The sequence below is a fragment of the Metabacillus idriensis genome, from assembly GCF_050483325.1.
GTDB classification, from domain to species: Bacteria; Bacillota; Bacilli; order Bacillales; family Bacillaceae; genus Bacillus_P; species Bacillus_P idriensis_A.
Map to the genome: position 1 here is coordinate 149,006 of NZ_JBCMYF010000012.1, position 20,600 is coordinate 169,605.

At 33.1% G+C, this 20,600-nt stretch carries 7 protein-coding genes; all 7 read left to right on the forward strand.

The features are described 5' to 3' along the window. The first annotated feature begins 4 nt into the window (after window positions 1–4). Window positions 5–4,516 carry an Eco57I restriction-modification methylase domain-containing protein gene (locus tag ABEQ24_RS09180; RefSeq protein ID WP_430006503.1) on the forward strand — a complete coding sequence of 1,504 codons (4,512 nt, stop codon included), beginning with the start codon at window positions 5–7 and terminating at the stop codon, window positions 4,514–4,516. Continuing rightward, window positions 4,513–10,845 (forward strand): DEAD/DEAH box helicase, encoded by a 6,333-nt coding sequence (locus ABEQ24_RS09185; RefSeq protein WP_430006504.1) that lies wholly within the window; start codon window positions 4,513–4,515, stop codon window positions 10,843–10,845. Before ABEQ24_RS09180 ends, ABEQ24_RS09185 begins: the two co-directional genes overlap by 4 nt. Window positions 10,846–10,863: 18 nt before the next feature. Next, window positions 10,864–12,999 (forward strand): UvrD-helicase domain-containing protein, encoded by a 2,136-nt coding sequence (locus tag ABEQ24_RS09190; protein ID WP_430006505.1) that lies wholly within the window; start codon window positions 10,864–10,866, stop codon window positions 12,997–12,999. A gap of 449 nt (window positions 13,000–13,448) precedes the next feature. After that, window positions 13,449–14,417: a hypothetical protein gene (locus ABEQ24_RS09195; protein ID WP_430006506.1), complete on the forward strand. Its 969-nt coding sequence runs from the start codon at window positions 13,449–13,451 to the stop codon at window positions 14,415–14,417. Further along, window positions 14,408–16,372: a RecQ family ATP-dependent DNA helicase gene (locus ABEQ24_RS09200; protein ID WP_430006507.1), complete on the forward strand. Its 1,965-nt coding sequence runs from the start codon at window positions 14,408–14,410 to the stop codon at window positions 16,370–16,372. Before ABEQ24_RS09195 ends, ABEQ24_RS09200 begins: the two co-directional genes overlap by 10 nt. Before the next feature lie 28 nt (window positions 16,373–16,400). Beyond that, on the forward strand, window positions 16,401–17,072 hold the full coding sequence (locus ABEQ24_RS09205) for a hypothetical protein (protein WP_430006508.1): 672 nt from the start codon (window positions 16,401–16,403) through the stop codon (window positions 17,070–17,072). 662 nt (window positions 17,073–17,734) lie between these two features. After that, window positions 17,735–20,587, forward strand: coding sequence for a nuclease-related domain-containing protein (locus ABEQ24_RS09210; protein ID WP_430006509.1), 2,853 nt, complete (start codon window positions 17,735–17,737; stop codon window positions 20,585–20,587). The last annotated feature ends 13 nt before the right edge of the window (window positions 20,588–20,600 follow it).

The following is a 20,600-nucleotide window of genomic DNA, read 5'->3' on the forward strand; positions in this document are numbered from 1 at the left end:
AAATATGGCATGTGATTTAACTGGAATTTCTAATATTAATGAGTTTTACAGCCACCATTATTTAGATTCTCTGTTAGAAGGAGATTTAAGAGGTCTATATAAAAAGTGGCAAGAAAACGAAGAACGTTCACCTTATGAAAAGTTATCAGGTGTTGCTCAAAAGTATTTTAAAGCAAAAACAGATGCTTTTAACGAAAAGAAGCCTGAAGACCGTGTTGAGGTTACAAATAAATTTAATATTAATTTCCTTGAAAGTCTTGGTTACAATGTACAACAAAAAATAAAGTTTACTGAGGGTGGACGTGCCTTACCTGTTTTATCTACTGTGAGTCGAGGTGGTAATGAACACTTGTGGGTCATTGAAACAGTTTTCTGGGCTGATGATGTATCAATATTTGAACAACCAATGGTATTTAATAATCTTAATGATATAGATAATTGGTTTGTTGACTCACTAGATATTGCTATTCAAGAAATTTTTCGTCTAGAGGAACCGCCAAGGTGGCTTATACTACTAGCAGGCCAAAAAGTGTATTTAATAGATCGACATAAATGGGGACACGGTAAGTACTTATTATTCGACCTTGATGAAATATTTGGTCGTAAGCAAACTGAAACACTTAAAGCTACAGCTGCTTTGTTATCAAAAGATGCCCTTGCGCCAGAAGAAGGAAATATTCTTCATGATGAATTAGATGAAAACTCACATAAACACGCATTTTCTGTTTCCGAAGATTTAAAGTATGGAATTCGCCGTGCAGTTGAGTTAATAGGGAATGAATTTATCCTTTACCGATCAAAGGTTGCGAAGCAAAAGATCTATGGTGATGAGGAATTAGCAAACAAGTTAACGAAAGAATGTTTGAACTATTTATATCGTTTGTTGTTTCTATTTTACGCTGAATCTCGCAGTGAACAATTAAATGTTGTACCGATGAAAAGTGAAGAATATCGCCTTGGATATAGCTTAGAAACATTAAGAGAGCTAGAGTTGGTTCCTCTCACAACCGAGGCTTCTAGGGAAGGATACTTTTTACATGAAAGCTTGACTACCCTTTTTAAAATTGTAAATGATGGCTTTGGAAATGATGATCAGTTTGAGGCGGATTACGAAAGTGGGAATTTTGTGGATATTGCATTTAGGATAGACGGCTTACAAAGTCCCCTATTTGACCCAAAACAAACACCACTACTTTCATCAGTAAAGTTTCGTAACTATTTTTTACAAGAAGTTATACAGTTATTATCTTTATCAAAACAAGGAAGCAAACAACGTGGAAGAATTAGTTATGCTCAACTAGGGATTAACCAATTAGGAGCAGTATATGAAGGGTTATTATCTTATTCGGGATTCTTCGCACAGGAAACCTTATATGAAGTAAAACCTGCTGATGTAAGTAGTACAGATGAAACTGGTCAATCATACTTTGTTCCAGAATCTGATATTAATCAATATAAAGATGATGAGTTTGTATTATTTAAAGATGATGATGGAATTAATAGACGAAAAAAGTATGAAAAAGGCAGCTTTATATTCAGATTAGCTGGACGTGATAGGGAAAAATCTGCAAGTTACTATACACCCGAAGTTTTAACACAGTCTTTAGTTAAATATAGCCTAAAAGAACTTTTAAAAAATAAAACTGCTGATGAAATATTAGAACTTACAATTTGTGAGCCAGCAATGGGCAGTGGTGCTTTCTTAAATGAAGCAATCAACCAGTTGGCTGATGCATATTTGTTAAGAAAGCAGGAAGAAGTTGGGGAAAGTATTACTCCAGATGATTATGGGCATGAGAAACAAAGAGTAAAAGCTTTTATAGCTACAAACAATATTTATGGAGTGGACTTGAATCCTACGGCTGTAGAATTAGCAAAAGTTTCGTTGTGGTTAAATATTATTTATGAAGGTTCAAAAACACCGTGGTTTTCTTATCGGTTTGCAGTTGGGAATAGTCTATTATCTGCTAGAAAACAAGTATTTAAAGGGAAAGATTTAATCAGTGGGAATTGGCATAATAAAGTCCCTGAAACTGTTTCTTCTTTAAAAAATAGGGATAATGATAGTATTTATCACTTTTTAATCCCTGATAAGGCGATGGTTTCTTTTGATAAAGATAAAGTAGTAAAAAGTATAGAAAAAGAAAATATTGAATATATGAAGCAATGGCGGAATGAATTTACAAAAAAATATAGTAAGGATGAAGTAGAAACATTAAAAACTTTATCAAAAATAATTGATGAATTATGGAAGCGACATGGTGATCAAAGGAAAAATTTACTGATAAATACTAATGAACCTATTAACATCTGGGGAAAACGATTATATGAAAGTGAAAAACGTTACTCATCAATTGAGACTAAAGAAGTAGAACTTAATAAAATTATTAACTCTCCAACATCTCCTTTTAATGTACTAAAAATGGTAATGGATTATTGGTGTGCTTTATGGGTTTGGCCTATTGAGAAAGCTTATTTATTACCATCTAGAGATGAGTTTTTACTTGAGATATCAGTCATTCTCGATGCAGCAAGAGGATACGGACCAAATTTAACTGATTTGGTAAACACAGTTGAACGCTTTTCAGTTATCTCCAAAATATCTAATACAGTTAGATTCTTTCATTGGGAGTTATATTTTGCTGAAATTTTTAATAACAAGCATGGTTTTGATTTAATAGTGGGCAACCCTCCTTGGATAAAATTTACTTGGGAAGAGAGAGGCATATTATCTGAAAGGTTCCCTGTCATTAATCTTAAAAAACTATCTGCTCAACAAGTTTCTAAATTAAGAAATGAATTAATATCAGATTCTAAGGGTAAAACAGAATATTTAGAGGAATTCGCATTTACTACAGGTCAAAAATCATTTTTAAGTTCCTATTTATACAATGAGTTACAGGGAGTTCAATTAAACCTCTATAAGAGCTTCATGTTAATGTCTATAAAGTTAGCTAATTCTAAAGGCTTGCTAGGTTTCCTGCATCTAGAAGGAATTTATGATGATGCTCAAGGTGAGAAACTACGTGAATATTTATTCCCAAAAATGATTTATCATTTCCAATACATTAATGAATTGAAATTGTTTCCAGATATAGGTAACCAAAAGAAGTATGGATGTAGTATATATTCTCCAAGTAATAAAGAAACAATCGAGTTTATAAATATATCTAATTTATTTCACCCAAAAACAATTGATGAATCATTCTCTCATAATGGCGAAGGTATTGTTCCGGGGTTTAAAACTAATAATTATGAGTGGGAACTTAAAGGACATAGTAAAAGAATAATAAAATTTGATTTTGAATTGCTAAAAAGTATAAACAAAATGTACGAAGAAGAAGGGGTTAAAATTGAACATACAAAACTAATTAATATCCACTCAACACTTTTATCAAGTGTAATTAATAAGCTTTCAAAATATGACAAGAAACTTGTTAAATATAAAGAGCAAATTTTTGATACTGAAATGTTTCATGAAACAAATGATCAAAAATCAGGTAATATTATCAGAAATACTACATTTGTAAATGATATTTCACACTTTGTTTATTCTGGTCCACATTTTTATGTGGGAAATCCTATTTATCAAACACCTAATGAAGGATGTAAAAGTCATAGGGATTACAGCAAAATCGATTTATTAGAAATTGATCAAGACTATTTACCAAGAACAAATTATTTATTAAGTGATGAAGCATTTAATGACGTTCCAAATTGGAAAGGAAAAAAAATAACGGATTACTATAGAATAGCTTTTAGAAAAATGTTAAGTCCTACGGGAGAACGAACCTTGATTGGCGCAATAATACCTAAATTACCTTCTCATATAAATGCCTGTATATCATTAGGATTTAATAATAATAATTTAATGGCTTTATTTTCTGGAATGTGTTCCTCTATACTTTTAGATTTTTATATAAGAAGTACTGGAAGAACAAATTTAAGTAAGGTCATTTATAATCTACCTATTCCAAGTAATGATAATGTATTGAATAAATTAATTATTTCTAGGGCATTAAGATTAAATTGCTTAACTGAGTTTTATTCAGGTTTATGGGAAGAGTTATACAAACCTCTATTTAATAATGATAGTTTTTCTAAGGCAGATAATCGTTTAAGTGATTGGAAAAACTTAAAAGCTAAATGGACGCCAAATATTGCTTTCCGGAATGACTTTGAGAGGCGTTTAGCATTGGTAGAAATAGATGTTCTTTCAGCATTAGTTTTAAATTTAACTTACGAAGAACTAGTTACAATTTATAAGGTACAATTCCCAGTTCTCCAAAAGTATGAATTAGAGAACCATTATGATCAACGTGGAATGTTGGTTCCAAAGAACATTTTAAATTATTATACGAATTACAATGGGAATGTGGAAGAAAAAGATCCTAATTTAGAAGGTTATCTTCCGCCTTTCGACAAGTGTGATCGTGAAAAAGATATGCGCCAAGCATATGAATATTTTTCAAAGATATTAAATGAAGAAAAAGCTAAAGGAGAGATTAATGTATGATCCCATCTATTTTAGCTAGTGAAGTTAAAAGAACAGTAATTGATTATTTAGACACTACCTTTAGCTTACAAGATGAATCACTAGCTGAGCATCTAAAAGACTTTTTATTGGATTCTGAGCAAGGAATGTTTAAGGGGCCTTATCTTTCAGTAAGGCTCCCTTTTCGTAAAGCAGAGGAAGGGCAAAAGAATCTGACAATTTTCCCACCGTTTACACCATATGTACATCAATTACGTTCTTTTGAGCGATTATCTAGTCAATACGAACTGCCAAAGCCAACATTGGTGACAACTGGAACTGGCTCTGGTAAAACAGAGTGTTTTACGTACCCCATACTAGATTATTGTTACCACCAAAGAGGGATAGACGGTATTAAAGCAATTATTTTATACCCTATGAATGCTCTGGCATCTGACCAAGCGAAGCGTTTAGCAGAAATGATTGATGCTGATGAAGAAAAACTTGGCCATATCAGGGTGGGGATGTACGTTGGTGGCAACGGTAAGTATAAGCAAATGGGAAAAGATCATGTTATTGATGACAGAGAAACATTACGTAAGACCCCCCCTGATATTTTATTAACTAACTATAAGATGCTTGATTATCTACTCATTCGTCCTGAAGATCGTCCATTATGGCAGAATAATAATGAAGATACGCTAAAGTATTTAGTGCTTGATGAATTACATACCTATGATGGTGCGCAGGGTTCGGACGTGGCAAATCTTATTCGTAGGTTAAAGGCACGACTTAATATACAACCGGGTAAAGTTGCTATGGTCGGAACATCAGCAACTATTGCGAGTGAGGATGAAGATTCAATCAGAACTCTAACTGATTTCTCATCTACTATTTTTGGAGAAGCTTTTGAGAAAGAAAGTGTTATCCTAGAAGACCGAATTAATTTATCTGATTTTTTAGATCATGAAACAAAGTATTATGAACTTCCTGATGATTCGGTAAGACTAATTCATTTCGTGGGTGAATCACAGGACGCATTTATACGCTCTCAAATGAAGGTTTGGTTTGATACGGATCAATTGACTGAAAATGAGTTGGGCGACTCTTTAAAAGAGCATAACTTCCTTTACACATTATTGTCATCTTTCCGAAATGAAATAGTAGATATAGATGAATTAATTGAAAGAGTTTCAAAAAGAGATCAAGATTTTGCTTACAAAAAAAAGGAACGTCAACAAGAAATTCTACATTCATTTATAACATTAATTTCTACAGCAAAGCTAATGGATGGAAAAAGGAAAATTCCTTTTTTACAGGTACAGGTTCAGATTTGGATTCGGGAAATGCGCCGGTTACTGCGAAAGGTTAGTAATAAACCTGAATTTTATTGGAAAGACGGTAGTAAACCTTTAGATAATAAATTGGGTTTACCAATGTATTACTGTCGTGACTGTGGACACTCTGGATGGTTAACACATCAAATTGATGGAAGTGGGCCTCTTGAGACTGAAACTGCTTCAATTTATAATCGATTTTTCGATAAGAGCCGTCACACGAGATACATTTATCTTGATGATGGAGAAGAAATTTATGTTAATGATCAACAACAATTGGCAGAAAGGGTATTTTTGAATCCAAAAGATTTGTCCATCCAAACTTTTCATAATAGCAATGAAATGTTAGTTAAAGTCATAATCAGAGAAGGGAAAGTAACAAATACAAAACCACCAAAAGATCGACATACCTGTCCAAAATGTGATTCAGAGGGTTCAATAATCATTGCAGGTTCTCAAGCTGCAAGTCTAGCTTCAGTTGCAATAAGTCATTTGTACACATCACCATTTAATGAAGATAAAAAATTACTTGTTTTTACAGATTCTGTTCAAGATGCATCACATAGGGCTAGCTTCTTTGAAAACAGGACCTATCGTTTTAATTTTCGTACTGCTCTTCAAACAGCGGTAGAAACCATTGAAGGTCCTATGACATTGGTAGAATTACCTGCATATTTTTATGATTATTGGATGAATCGTTTTAAAAATGATGAAAGCCTTAAAAATCCGGTTCAGCACTTTACTGCTACATTTTTGCCACCTGATTTAAATGAAGAACCAATTTATAAAAAGTTTATTAAAAATAAAAGTGAATTACTTCCTGATGAGTTAAAGGCTATTTTGCATAAAAGGTTATCATGGGAAATTACAATGGAGTATGGCTTTAGTGCTAGAATTGGCCGAACTCTAGATAAGGTTAGAAGTTCCACCGTTTTTGTTGACCCAAGTAGAGTAAATAATGTAGCCGAGAAATTTACTACATTTTTATCAGGTGATTACGGGGTAATATCAGATTTAGGAGAAGAAAAGGTCAAGCAGTTTATTCAAGGGTTATTAATGAGGATTAAATTACGAGGTGGAATTGATCATCCACTACTTTCAAAGTATCGATATGATCAAAAAGGAAACACCTATTTATTATCGAAAAATATTGAAAAGCATATGTCTCCCATAGGTGGTGCAATTCCTTATTTCTTAACTAATGATAAGAATAGTAATAACTTTGATTCAGTAATAACAGGGGGGAATAGAAATTCTTGGGCTATTGATTGGATGAGTCGGAGTTTATCGCCAAAACTATCTATTCAAGACATGAATCAAATTTATTTACAGTTCATTAATTTAGCTGATGAAGAAGGTTTACTACATAGTGTAACAAGAGTCAACCTTTCCAACTATGGAATAAAACCAGGTATTCTTTATGTTACAACAGAAACTAAGGGGATTATTTGTAATAGCTGTGGATATCGACTAACTGTTGCTGACAGTGAGCATTCAATTTGGATAGGTGCTACTTGCCGTCGATATCAATGTAAGGGACATTATGAGTTAGACGAAGAAGACCGTCAAAGTTTCTATCGTAAACTATATTCAACAGGTCATATTGAAAGAATATTCACAGAAGAGCATACAGGTTTACTTGAGAGAACAAAAAGAGAAGAAGTTGAAAGGTTATTTAAATCACCACAAGGGGAAAGCTATGCGGATGCTCCTAATCTCCTAACTTGTACACCAACACTAGAAATGGGGATTGATGTAGGTGACCTATCTGCAACGATGTTAAACTCTGTTCCACCAGCCACAGCAAATTATGTTCAAAGGGTAGGGCGAGCTGGTCGAAAAACAGGAAATGCACTAATCATAACGATGTCTAAGGCACAGAAACACGATTTATACTTTTATTCAGAACCTTTAGCAATGATGGCAGGTTCAGTTGCGCCACCAGGAAGTTACCTAGATGCCCCTGAAATTTTAAAACGTCATTTTTTTGCGTTTTGCATGGATACTTGGGCAAAAGATGACCATAATGCAAAGAATTTACCAAATAAAGTGCAGATGATGCTTACTCAATATAAAAAGAGAGAATTTCCTGCAACTTTCATAAAATTTTATGAAAAAGGGAAAAGTTTATTGATAAATAATTTTACACATCTTTATAAAGGTATTCTATCGGAATCAAACGATAAAATGCTTAGGGAGTACGTTCAACAGAATTTACTTGAAGGCTCAATTAAGAACGTTTTGAAGAAAACAGAGGAAGATCTTGAAAGGCTAAAGAAACTATCTGCAAATATAAGAACTGAAATCAGAAAATTGGAAGCAAACAGATTAGTAATTGAAGATTTTGATACAAAAGTTAAAGAATTAGAAAATGAACGTAAACTAGTGTTCAGAATGATGAATGATATTAAAGAAAAATATCCATTAGAACTTTTTACAAATGAAGGATTACTTCCTAACTATGCTTTTCCTGAAAGTGGTATAAAGTTAAAAGCGATTATAAAGAAGAGAAAGTTGAATGAGGAAGATGATCCGTATGATGTCTTCGAGTTATTGAGACCAGCGAGGTCAGCGCTTAGAGAATTTGCACCTTATAATACGTTTTATGCTTCTAGAAGAAAGATTTTAATCGATCAAATTGAAACTGGGGGAGAGAAAAATCCTAAATTTGAAGAGTGGAAGTTTTGTAATGACTGTTCCCACATGGAATTAGTAACTGAATCTCATTTCAAAACAGCCTGTCCAATATGTGGGAGTACCGCTTGGGAAGACAAGGGACAGAATCGAGATATGCTAAAACTTGAATATTTTCAATCCAAAACTGATGAACTTTCTAGTGCAACTTCTGATGAAGGTGATGAACGTGAAATAAATAGATATCATATTCAACACTTTTTTGACATTAGAAATAATCAGCCAACTAAGGCATTTGTTATTGATGATATTCCATTTGGATACGAATATTTAAGTGAAGTAAAAATGAAAGAAATAAATTTTGGGTATCAACAAAATTTATCGTTGAATAACAAAATGGATATTGCAGGGGAAGAAGTATCTAAAACTGGATTTAGTGTATGCAAAGATTGTGGAATAGTAAAAAAGCCCGCTTTTATAGAGGGTCCTAAACAACCAAGACATCGTTATAATTGCAAATATAACCAACAAAATCAAAACGAAAAAGATGCATGGACGGATGTTGTGTTATATAGAGAAATTATTTCAGAAGCAATTAGGATGTTGATTCCAGTTTCAACATCAAAGCAATCGAATAAATTGCTAACTTTTAAAGCTTGTCTTGAACTTGGTCTAAGAAAATGGTATCGAGGTAATCCGGGACATTTAGTAGTTCGTGAACATTTTGAACCCGTACAAGGAGAAGAGCATGGAAGTCGTCACTACTTGGTTATTTATGATGAAGTACCCGGTGGAACAGGTTATTTAAAAAATCTAGTGCTGACAGACGCTTTTATGGATGTTCTACAAAAGGCTTATGACGCTTTATTTACCTGTAAGTGTCGAAATTATGAGGACACTGAAGAGGATAGAGATGGCTGCTATAATTGCTTGTATGCTTATCAAAATCAATTTGAAATTGATTCTATTTCAAGAACCCAAGGTGAGCAGTTATTAAAAGAAATATTAGATCAAAAAGATAAGTTGAAACCAACAAGTACTTTATCTAATGTAACAATAGAGAGCCTAGTAGAGAGTGAATTAGAAGAACGGTTCTTAAAAAAATTTAAAAGCTTTGTGATTATTAATCAAGGTGAAGATATATGGAAGCAAACTCTATACCAAGGAAAAATGTGTTATGAGTTTACCCTTGATAAATTAAAATGGTGGAGGATTATTCCTCAAGTTGAGCTTAACAGAGAGGAAGGTGTGCTAATATCTAGTAGACCAGACTTCGTATTTTATCCTATCAATCAACAATCTAATTTTAAGCCAATTGCTGTATTTCTAGATGGGTTTAAATATCATGTTAAGCCTCATGAAAGACGTGGCGAAGTTGGAATAGACATTAGAAAAAGAACGGCTATTCGAGATTCTGAAAATTTTTGTGTTTGGACACTTACATGGGACGATGTAGAAGAATTTGAAAATGAAAAACAAGAGACCTTTTCAAAACTGTTAGCCCTTGATGAGTCAAGTAAAGTTGTTCAATTTAATAAAGTACTTAAAAATATATTACAGAATGAACCGAAATCTTTGTGGAACATGAACAAGGTAGAACAATTAATTACGCTACTAAATTACCCGGATATTGAGGAATGGGGGAAATATGCTTTTTCAATAATTTTTGGTTGGAGACAAAAACATCCATTAATTGAAGAAGAGCTGGGTTTACTAAAAATAAGAGACATTGCAACATCTGAAATTAAGCCATCAATTGACATTCCTGATAATGCTTTAAAAGGGAATTTTCTTTATGTACCAAAAAATAAAATATCAGACAATGATATTTTTAAAGGTTTCTTTTTAATTCCACCACAAGTTATTCAACAAATCATGTTGTTAATGAATGGTAGGGATGTCAATGTTGATGTTAAAACTGTTGAAGGAATTATTCGTATTGAAGATGATTATACGAATAGAAATTTGCAAGACTTTAAGCGTACTTGGAATGAATTTTGGCGATTAAGTAACTTACTTCAATTTCTTCCTAGGGTTCATCAAGTGTCGAGAGAACTGATAGATGAATTTGGAGATGACATTATATTAGATGTACAAGGAGTAAGCCAAAGTGTTCCTCAAGAATGGCAGGATCTATTGGAGATAGTTGATGAGGAATGTGTGTCAATATTACGAGAAGTAATAAAGCATAACGGTCCTAAACCGGAAGTAGGATATGAAATTGCCACAAAACAAGGAACCATTGGAGAACTTGAACTGGCTTGGGAATCCCAAAAGGTTGGTATATTACTTGAAGATGATGAAGAACTAAGAGAAATTTTAAAAGAGCAAAATTGGAAGGCTTTATTAATATCTGAAATCGACAAACAAGATTTTGCGATAATGAATTATTTAAAATAGTGAAAGGGGGAGGATTGAATGCCAAAGATTGCAATTGGAGCAGAGTTTTTAAAAGCAATGTCCAATATACCAAAGTCTGAACAAAAGAAAGTACGTGAATTTACAGAGAAATTTAGGAAAGATCCCACCCAGTTAAGTATCAACTATGAGCCACTTCATAATGTAAGAGACAATAAAGTTCGTACGGTTAGAATAGGGCTTAACTATAGAGCGGTTGTATTGCATCCGCCAAAAGGTGGTGTTTATATCCTTGTCTGGGTTGATCATCATGATGAAGCAATGAGGTGGGCACAAAATAAAGTTTTTGAAATTAACAGTGAAACTGGTGCCTTACAGATAGTCGATACTCAGATTGTTGAAGAAAAAGAAGACAGAGAACTGCCAAATGTACAAGTAGAACAAGAAGGTAAAAAAGAAGAAATAACTTTATATGATGAATTTACAGATAAACAGCTCAAAAAAATTGGCGTTCCAAAGCTTTTACTTCCTTCTATTCGTGGATTGAAAACTGAGGAAGAATTAGAGGAAATTCGAGATCATATACCAGATGAAGCTTATGAAGGTTTACTATCGCTGGCTGCCGGCTTTTCGTTTGAAGAGACCTTAGAAGAGTTAGGTAGAGAAGAAAATGAACGAGAATTTGATACAGATGATTTTGAAAAGGCGCTTGAAAATCCAGACACTAAACGTAGATTTGCTACTGTAACATCTAGTGAGGAATTAATTGAAATGTTAAATGCTCCACTTGAAAAATGGAGAGTATTCTTACACCCAACTCAGAAGAAAATCGTAGAGTCTGATTATAATGGTCCTGTAAGAGTATTAGGTGGAGCAGGAACAGGAAAGACTGTAGCCGCTATTCATCGAGCTAAGCACCTAGTAGAAAAAGTATACACTAATCCTTCAGAGAAGATATTATTTTTGACCTTTACAGCTAATTTAGCAAAGGTAATTCGAAATCAGTTAGATACTATTGTTCATGAAAAGCATCGTGATCAAATTACAGTTACTACAGTGCATAGCTTAGCTAATAAGATATTAAAGAAATATGATAAAGAATTTCAAACAATTTCATCAAAAAATGTAAAAGATCAAGTAGAAGAAGCATGGAATATTGCTATATCGACAGAAGAGCTAGGATTTGATGGATCATTTTATCGTGAAGAATGGGAAGATGTTGTTCAACGCAATGGCGTTACTACAGAAAAAGAGTATTTACGTGTAAAAAGAATGGGTAGAGGAACTCGAATTTCAAGGCTACAACGCAAACAAATTTGGAAGATGTTTGAAGATCATAGAAGTTATTTAGGTAGACACAATATCAAGGAATGGGTAGATGTTGTAAGAGAAGCAAGACTCGCAATAGAACAAAATAAACTAGCATTGCCTTATAAAGCTGCACTTGTAGATGAAGCACAAGATTTACATCCCGAAGATTACAAACTGATTCGTACGATTATACCTGAAGATAAAAATGATTTATTCATAGTTGGGGACTCTCATCAAAGAATCTATAAAAATAAAGTTGTGCTTAGCCACTGTAATATTAATGTACGTGGCGCTCGCTCCAAACGATTAAAAATCAATTACCGTACAACTGAAGAAATAAGAAAATGGGCAGTTTCTATTTTAGAAGGTCATAAATTTGATGATTTAGACGAAGGGTTGGATAATCAAAAAGGTTATAAGTCTTTACTTCATGGACTTAATCCTGAAATAAGACACTTTGCCTCCAAAGAAGAAGAACTTAGCTATATACAAGATGTAATAAAAAGTGCGGGAGCAAACATAGACGATTTATCCAAGATCTGCATTGTTACACGTTCAAACTATCTACTAAGTAATGTTTACGAGCCAATGTTTAAACAAGAGAATATACCGTATGTAATTCTTGATCCTAATGATCAACAACAAAAACCTGGTGTTCGTCTGGCAACTATGCACAGAGTAAAAGGTTTGGAATTTTCACAAATGATAATTGCATCTGTTAATGAAGGGATTGTTCCACCAAAACAAGGAATCGAAAAAGCAGCAGATGAAGTATCTAAAAATGATATCTTACAAAGGGAAAAATCTTTGCTTTATGTTGCTGCTACTAGGGCTAGAGACCATTTGACCATCACTTCTTTTGGAGAGCAGAGTAAACTATTATAAATACTGTGGATAGCATTTCAGCGCACTAGTAAAACCTAATAAAGCATATCAAATCCCCATCTTTAGGTGGGGATTATTAGTATTTGACTTTTACTCCAACCTTACAGGATTAAAGCTTATGGAAATCGGGTTTAACGATTCTTTATTCAATGTAACCTCCTGTTTAAGTATAAATCAATCCATCAAAAGATCTTTAGAAACACAATCGTAGACGTCAAGTCGATTTCTAGATTTTTTGTCCTATATTACTTAAGCAGTAGGTTAATTGAGCAAAAGTGTAAAAGCTTATCGAGCAAAAAATGTTCTGTTTATTCTAGCATTTACAATGATTAGGTCAGTCTAACTTTTGAGGGCTTTTTATTATTTCAATTAATATGATAAATAATCATTTTATTCTCTCAATTGTATAGTGTGGTAAAATTATACATAGACAATTAGGGAGGGATATTATGTACTACCCAAATAACATAGAAGATAAATGTTATGAAGAGCAACACGTTGAACGTGTTTTACTAGAAATAAAAGCTCATTTTCATGATTACTTTGACGCCTTTATACAATCTGCTGGGGGTACAACATTATCAGAGCAACAAATCAATATGCTAGCTGAAAAGTTTGGTAGTGAAGGGGCAGTAAAAACTAGCAAAAAAAATACTGCAAATGTACTGAAAAGTCTTATTGCAGATGGAATTGAGAAATTTGAAAAAGACCGTAAGTCGTATATTGATTTATTAGATGAAGAATGGCTAGAAGAATATGAAGATAATCCTGCTGGGTTTAAAACAAAGCTAAGAAGTGCTTGCCCCATCATCCGTGTCACCTTAAACAGTAAAGCCAAGGAATTGGATAAGTACCGATATGAATTTGGTATTTCAAACCCAAATGAGTTGCTAGCGGTTTGCCAAAATTTATCTACCTTTGCAAATAGCTATGCTGAAGAGTGTGAAGAATTTAACTATGACTCTATCGGCACATTAAGTGAACTGGAGTTTGAGGTACTAGACACTGAGGATTATTCTGTATTTGGAGTTATAGGTGGAGGCATTAAGAGTCATTTCTTATATAAATTACACCCCGCGTTTTTTCCATACCGTTCAAAAGAAGCAATTTGGGCGCTCTGGTATCTAACAGATAAAAAAACGTTTGAATGTGAAGAAGGTTCCCAGTTTCTCATGATTAATGTAGAAAAAAGTCTTACTAACCAAAACTATTTCTATCCTTATGAATTATTTGCTTTTTATGCTTACCAAATTTTTCAGTTATTAAAGAAAGAAGCGGATAAGAATAATGTTCATATTCCCACTGAATATCGTTATGTCCTAGTAGATCAATTCTTTGCTTTTATAGCTAAAAAGCATGAGGAAGATATCAAATTTATCTCAAGCAGTTCGGAGGATAAACTATACTCATGGATGTAAAAAAACTGTTTAACCAATGCTTCCCGAAATTAGCAGAACTATTTAGTTTAAATGAATTTCAAAAAAGGGTGATTCAACAAGTTCTTACTAGAGAAAATACACTTTGTATTATGCCAACTGGTGGTGGTAAGTCTTTAACCTATTGGTTATCCGGCTTAGGTCTACAAGGTATTACTTTGGTGATATCCCCTTTAACAGCGCTTATTGATGAACAAGCAATAAAGCTAGAGGAACAGGGATATAAAGTGTTGACATTACATGCTGGAATTGACGCTAAGAAGCAATTGAAATTGTTAAATGATTTTTACAATGGGGAAATAAATCCTGATTTTATTTTTGCGAGTCCTGAACGGATTTCTACGGATGGGTTATTTGAGTTTTGCATTAATTCTAGGAAAGATGAATTAAAATTAATTGCAATTGATGAAATTCACTGTGTATCTCAATGGGGGCATAGCTTCCGCCCGTTTTATAAATATATTCCTACTTTCTTAAATAATGTTTATGGAGATCAGTGGCCAACCGTTTTAGGATTATCAGCTACTTTAAATAGAAAAGAAGTAGCGGATATTTGTGATTCATTCAAGATTAAAAGAGAATCGGTTTTAAAAAGCGAGTTACTAGTACGAACAGAAATCGAATTAAAGACATTTAAGTTTATTAAAGAGGATGAAAAGCTAGAAAAACTCTGGCAATTACTTATGATTCATCAAAAAGAGAAAACTCTCGTTTATATCTATAGGGTAAAAGGCAAGAACAGTACAGAAGAGCTTGCTAAGGCTGCGGTGGAGAGAGGAATTAAAGCAACACACTTTCATGGAGATGTGTCATCAAAAGACAAGCAGGGTATAATCGATCAATTTAAAAATAATGAGTTAGATGTTGTGTTTGCAACTAATGCTTTTGGAATGGGTATTGACATACCCGATATTCGTGTTGTCATCCATTTTATGATCCCAGAATCAGTTGCGCAATATTATCAAGAAGTGGGAAGAGCATCACGAGATAAACAAGCTTCCAATGCTTATTTATTGTATTCGAATAAAAATATCGATGTAAAAAAATCACACTTTATTGATAAATTATTCCCTACAATGGACGAACTCAAAGAAGCATTCACCAAATTAACCTCTAACAAAAAAGGCTATAAAACACTTTCCTATTTCGAAGACGAAGATATACAAAAATGTCTCCCGTATTTTATCGACATTGGAGTTATTGAGATTGTAGGAAAAGGGATTACAAGTCTTGATGTTTTTACAAATGTGGAGGAACCAGCGTTATCCGACCTCATCTCGTTAACAAAGACTAAAAATATAATTACAACTATGAAAAGAAGCCAAAAGACCGCCAAAGAGATTAGTGATATTGTCTTTAAAGCAATTTTTACTGATAAGGTAAGTGTTGAAAAGAGTCTAGGTAAGTGCCTTGTTATAAAAAGTAACCTAGAAGAACTAGATGAACTCACATTCCAACATCTTGAGGAATATGGAAATGATAAAAAAGCTTATAAGCACGCGCACTTGAATTATTTTGTACATATTCTTGAAAACTGTGATAACTCAAGAGAATTACATCAGGAAATAGGCCGTCACCTAGGTGTTCCGAAGTTTCTTTTAGGTAAAATATATGCCACAACAAAAGGCGACCTTGTACGATCTAAATCAGAAGTAATTATATCAAATCTTTTGCACCACCATGGAATCTCCTACGAGTATGAAAAGGAACTATTCTATGACCGAAATAAACGTCTCTCCCCTGATTTTACTATCAAACTAAATGGTAAAGAGTACTACTGGGAACATTTAGGGATGATTGGAAAAGATGACTATGATACTCGTTGGTTAGAAAAGCAAGCGATTTATCAGCGGTATTTTCCTGACCAGCTTTTAGTTACTTATGAGAGTCCTGCTTTGACGAAGTCGGTCGAAGCATTATTAACGCAGATTAGATAACTGTTATTTTTATATAGGAAGTGATTATGTGAGTAAATTTTGGCAGGTTAACTTAATTACGTTGATTATTACTGCATTATTAATTAACGGTTTATTACTGTTGCTAGATAACCTCAATTTTATAGATTTTCTAATAGGCTTTTCATTAACTACAGGTGTACAATTTCTTGTTTCTTTATTTTACCTTACGTTAAGAGAGCTTAAAGGCCTTTCTCTTAATTTTAGTATGTTATTCGGAATTGTACTTATATTTTCGTCTATTGTTATTGTAATATTTGGATGGGATAAACCACAATACTTACTACATAATACTATGGTTTCAATATCTCTTGTTGCATATGGACTCAGTTTAAAAGATCTTGTGGATTTGGTTGATGAAGATAAAGAAGATAGTGAAAAGTATTTTAAAGGGTGGATTACAATGGTTATTGTTGGTTTTATAGCTTTTATGGTAGTTGCTGTACAACCAATTGCCACTTTCGTTAATGAGACAAACACAGACCTATTCACATTAATCAGTTTGGGATTAGTGTTAGTTACAATTAGCGTAAAGCAAAACATTTATAATTTAAACAATAGACCATTTTTACCGCCCCTAAAGCTGGATATAAAAAAATCTATTAAAGAGTTAAGCAAGGAAGAAAATAATGAACTTGAAGAACATATTAAGGAATTTTTAAGACAGAAAAATAAGCTCTAGATTACCTAATTTATAGAGAGAACTAGTGATTCACTCACAAAAGTATTTCGCTATCTTTGAAAATTCATTATAAATAAGGGGAAGTTATAATTGTAGAAAAATAAGTTTAGCGTACTTAATATGTGTAGACTATCAGCAACATAAGTCTCTTAAGAACTTATTTCAAGTTCTATTTCAAATATTAGTAATATGGAGATAAGGTTAGGAAAGCTTGTTACTAGTGGTGGAGCTGGTGATTTAACTGTTCTTGGACCTTACTTTGCTAGAAACAGCTTGTTCAGCATTGTTAGGCAGAATCAAATATATGCTATGTTGAGGTCGTTGCTAATCTAGAATTAATTTGAAACTAGGCAATAAACTCTCAAACCGGTCACAACAATAATATTTTCTAATTCACTATCGGGTGAGAAAAATAGTATGTAAAAAAGTTAGAAAAGACTTTTCTTTTGAGGAAAAGTCTTTTTCTTATTGAGTTAAATCAAAAAAGTCTATTCAGAAAAAGCTAGATAGCTTAATGGTTAAGAGTTTACGCCGAGCTGAAAGCTGCTAGCAATTATACGTTGAGATTTATTTAAGATAATGAACTCGGCAAGTATTAAGACTTTCGGGAGTTATTACGATATATAATTTAGAAATGATACTCCATAGGGAGGCAGAAAGATATGTTAGAGGTTCGTAAAGGGAAATCTACCAAATCATATGAAAATGAATTTTTTAGGAAAGTATCGGTTGAGTTAACACAAGTTTTTGAGCAAAGACATTGGAATGGCATCTTATTAGGAATGCCAGAGTGTATGACGCGAGAAGATTTGCAAATTGACTGTTTGCTGGTTACTGAAAATCAAATAATTATTATTGATTTTAAAGATTATAGCGGAACGCTAGAACTGCCATCTGAGGAAAATTTCAGATTCGGTAGATGGGCCATTAATGGTGATGTAACTATTAAAGGAGGTAGCTCTCCAAATCCATTTAGTCAAATTGGCAAGCAACGATTGAAGCTGATTAACGAACTTAAATATCGATTATATGATTTTGAACGTAAGTCTATATCAACCGTAGTCTGTTTTCACGATAAAGTAGAATTCGTTGGAAGGATTCCTAGAAATTTTCAAGTGAGTTTTTCGATTGTTGATTCAACCAATTATCTTAACAAAATTGTCGACATCATTGATGTCATGGTTGATGGGGATATGAATTATCTGTCGGAAAAGGGAAGACAAATTTTCACAGAGACTTTGTTCGTTTCTGATGAATACCAATTTGATATTCAATTTCAACCAAAGTTACACGAAGCGATTGTTGAAGAACGAACTAAAAACAGCGATTGTCTGCAGCAGATTGGGGAATTTCTACTATCTGATAACAAAATAATGACCCTGACAGGCAATACGCGAAGCGGCAAGACTGCACTCATTCCAGATATTAGAGAAATAGCTTTCGATTTAGGCTTCAATGATGTTCCTGTATTTGCTTACTCTAATCGTTTGAGAAGAAAGATGCTGAGGAACAATCCAGATCTAGAAGAAGTCGATTCCCTATTCAATTCGGTATTTGATTTCAACGGTGAAACAATAGATGAATTCTATAAAAAACTTATTCCTATAAAAGAACATGATGAAATTCATGATCAGGATAAAGCACTGTATATTATTGATGATAGCCAGTTGATTACTAATTCGAATTTAGATTCAGATTTTCTACAATTTGGTTCAGGACATTTATTAGATGATGTCTTAAGCTATATCGATTTGGAATCCAATCCCGAAAGAAAGATTATTTTTATTGGAGACAAAAATAAGCTGAGTTATGGGTCAAATAATGAGAATGCACTTAATCCAGATAATCTGAAAGCGCTTCTTAATAGTAAGAATATTTTAACGGAAACAAGAAATATAGGACTGCCAGATAATGATGGGGATTCTGAAATCATTAAAGTATGTAATATGATCGCTAAGAATATACGGGCAGACCAATACAATGAATTATTTGTATATTCTAGTGAAGAAATTACAGTTTGTGAAAAGAAAGACCAAACAAATATATTGAGCCAAGCTTATTTAAATCCCACCAGCAGTAAGATTCTTGCTTTTTCTAATATACAAGCAAACCAAGTAAATATGTGGATTAAGAAGCATTTAATTAAAAATGGTGGAGAAATAGGGCCAAAAGATTACGTTGTGTTTAATAACACCATTCAAGCTTATGGACCAGCATTAGTGGAAAATGATTTCTCGCCATTTGCTAATAATGAACAACCTTTTTCTTTTGTTGAACCTAAAAGGGTAGACAACGGTTATTTTGGCGAAGTTATCCATGCTGATAAAGATCAAACAATCGAAAAAGTTGTTGTAATTGATGATGAAAAAAAAATATTACGATTTATTCCCTGCCAAATAAAGCTACAAGATGGAAGTATTATTGAAACTCTTATATTTGATAATTACTTAAAAGCTGTAAAGAATGAGCTGGATAAAAAAGAGATTATTGCTTATCAAATGGTGTTATCGAGTTATGAAAAGGAGATTTTTAATAAAGAGCCTTTTGAAAAAAGTATGGAATATCAAGAAATGTTGCAATTTCCTGATCAATATACGATAACCATAAAAGGTGGGAAAGAAATTATTAGGAATTCCAAAGACAAACGGAAGTTGACTCGTTTTGAAAAATCGTACAGAGATCGGGTACTGAAAAAATTAAAGGTGCCAACAAGCGAATATTTTAAGCTTTTACATGCATCGAAAGTAAAGTTTGGCTGGGCAATGACAGTCAATAAGGCAATGGCTTATTCTTTTGAAACGGTGTATTTTAATACAGCTCAAGATGAAAACCGAGGTAGAACGAATAAGGAATATTTCAAATGGGTTTATACAGGGATATCGAGCGGATTAAATAATATTCAACTAATAAACTGGAAACCAATCTCTCCTTTTTTGAAGACGGAATTTAGTGAGTCATCATCCATAAATGCTTCAAATAAAAGCAGGATCATTTTATTGCTTTCCAATGGAGACCAAACTACTACCGAACAGCTCCAAAACTATTTGAAAACCCAGCTTTCAGGTGTGGCAACTATCTCAAATATGTCTCCAAAAAAGTATTTGGAGATTGTCACTTTGGAGATGAATGAACGAAAAATTGAATTGTTCTTTGACTATAATGGGAGAGGGGAAATGAAGATTCCAAGGTTGAAATCAGGTGAAGATAGGGATTTTGAAATTATTTTATCATTACTGAAACCAACCTCAAAGGAGATTCCTAATGAAATAGGAGTAATGAAATCGTTTTTGAAAGAGTTTGCTGCTATCTTAGAAAATTATGATATTAAAATGAAGGTTTTGGACTATCATGAATGGAATTTTATATTGTGTTTTGCCAATCAAAAAAATAATGTAGATATACAACTTTGGTATAAAGGTGATGGAATGATTTCTAAATTCAGTTACATTTATGGAAGTAAGGAACTTTTCTCAGAAATTGTTGGGTTGATAAAAGAAGTCTATGTTCTTGACTAAAGGAAGTGCAAAA

Coding starts and splice junctions, on each gene's coding strand:
- ABEQ24_RS09180 (WP_430006503.1), top strand. CDS start 5: ATGGCATGTGATTTAACTGGAATTTCTAATATTAATGAGTTTTACAGC.
- ABEQ24_RS09185 (WP_430006504.1), top strand. CDS start 4,513: ATGATCCCATCTATTTTAGCTAGTGAAGTTAAAAGAACAGTAATTGAT.
- ABEQ24_RS09190 (WP_430006505.1), top strand. CDS start 10,864: ATGCCAAAGATTGCAATTGGAGCAGAGTTTTTAAAAGCAATGTCCAAT.
- ABEQ24_RS09195 (WP_430006506.1), top strand. CDS start 13,449: ATGTACTACCCAAATAACATAGAAGATAAATGTTATGAAGAGCAACAC.
- ABEQ24_RS09200 (WP_430006507.1), top strand. CDS start 14,408: ATGGATGTAAAAAAACTGTTTAACCAATGCTTCCCGAAATTAGCAGAA.
- ABEQ24_RS09210 (WP_430006509.1), top strand. CDS start 17,735: ATGTTAGAGGTTCGTAAAGGGAAATCTACCAAATCATATGAAAATGAA.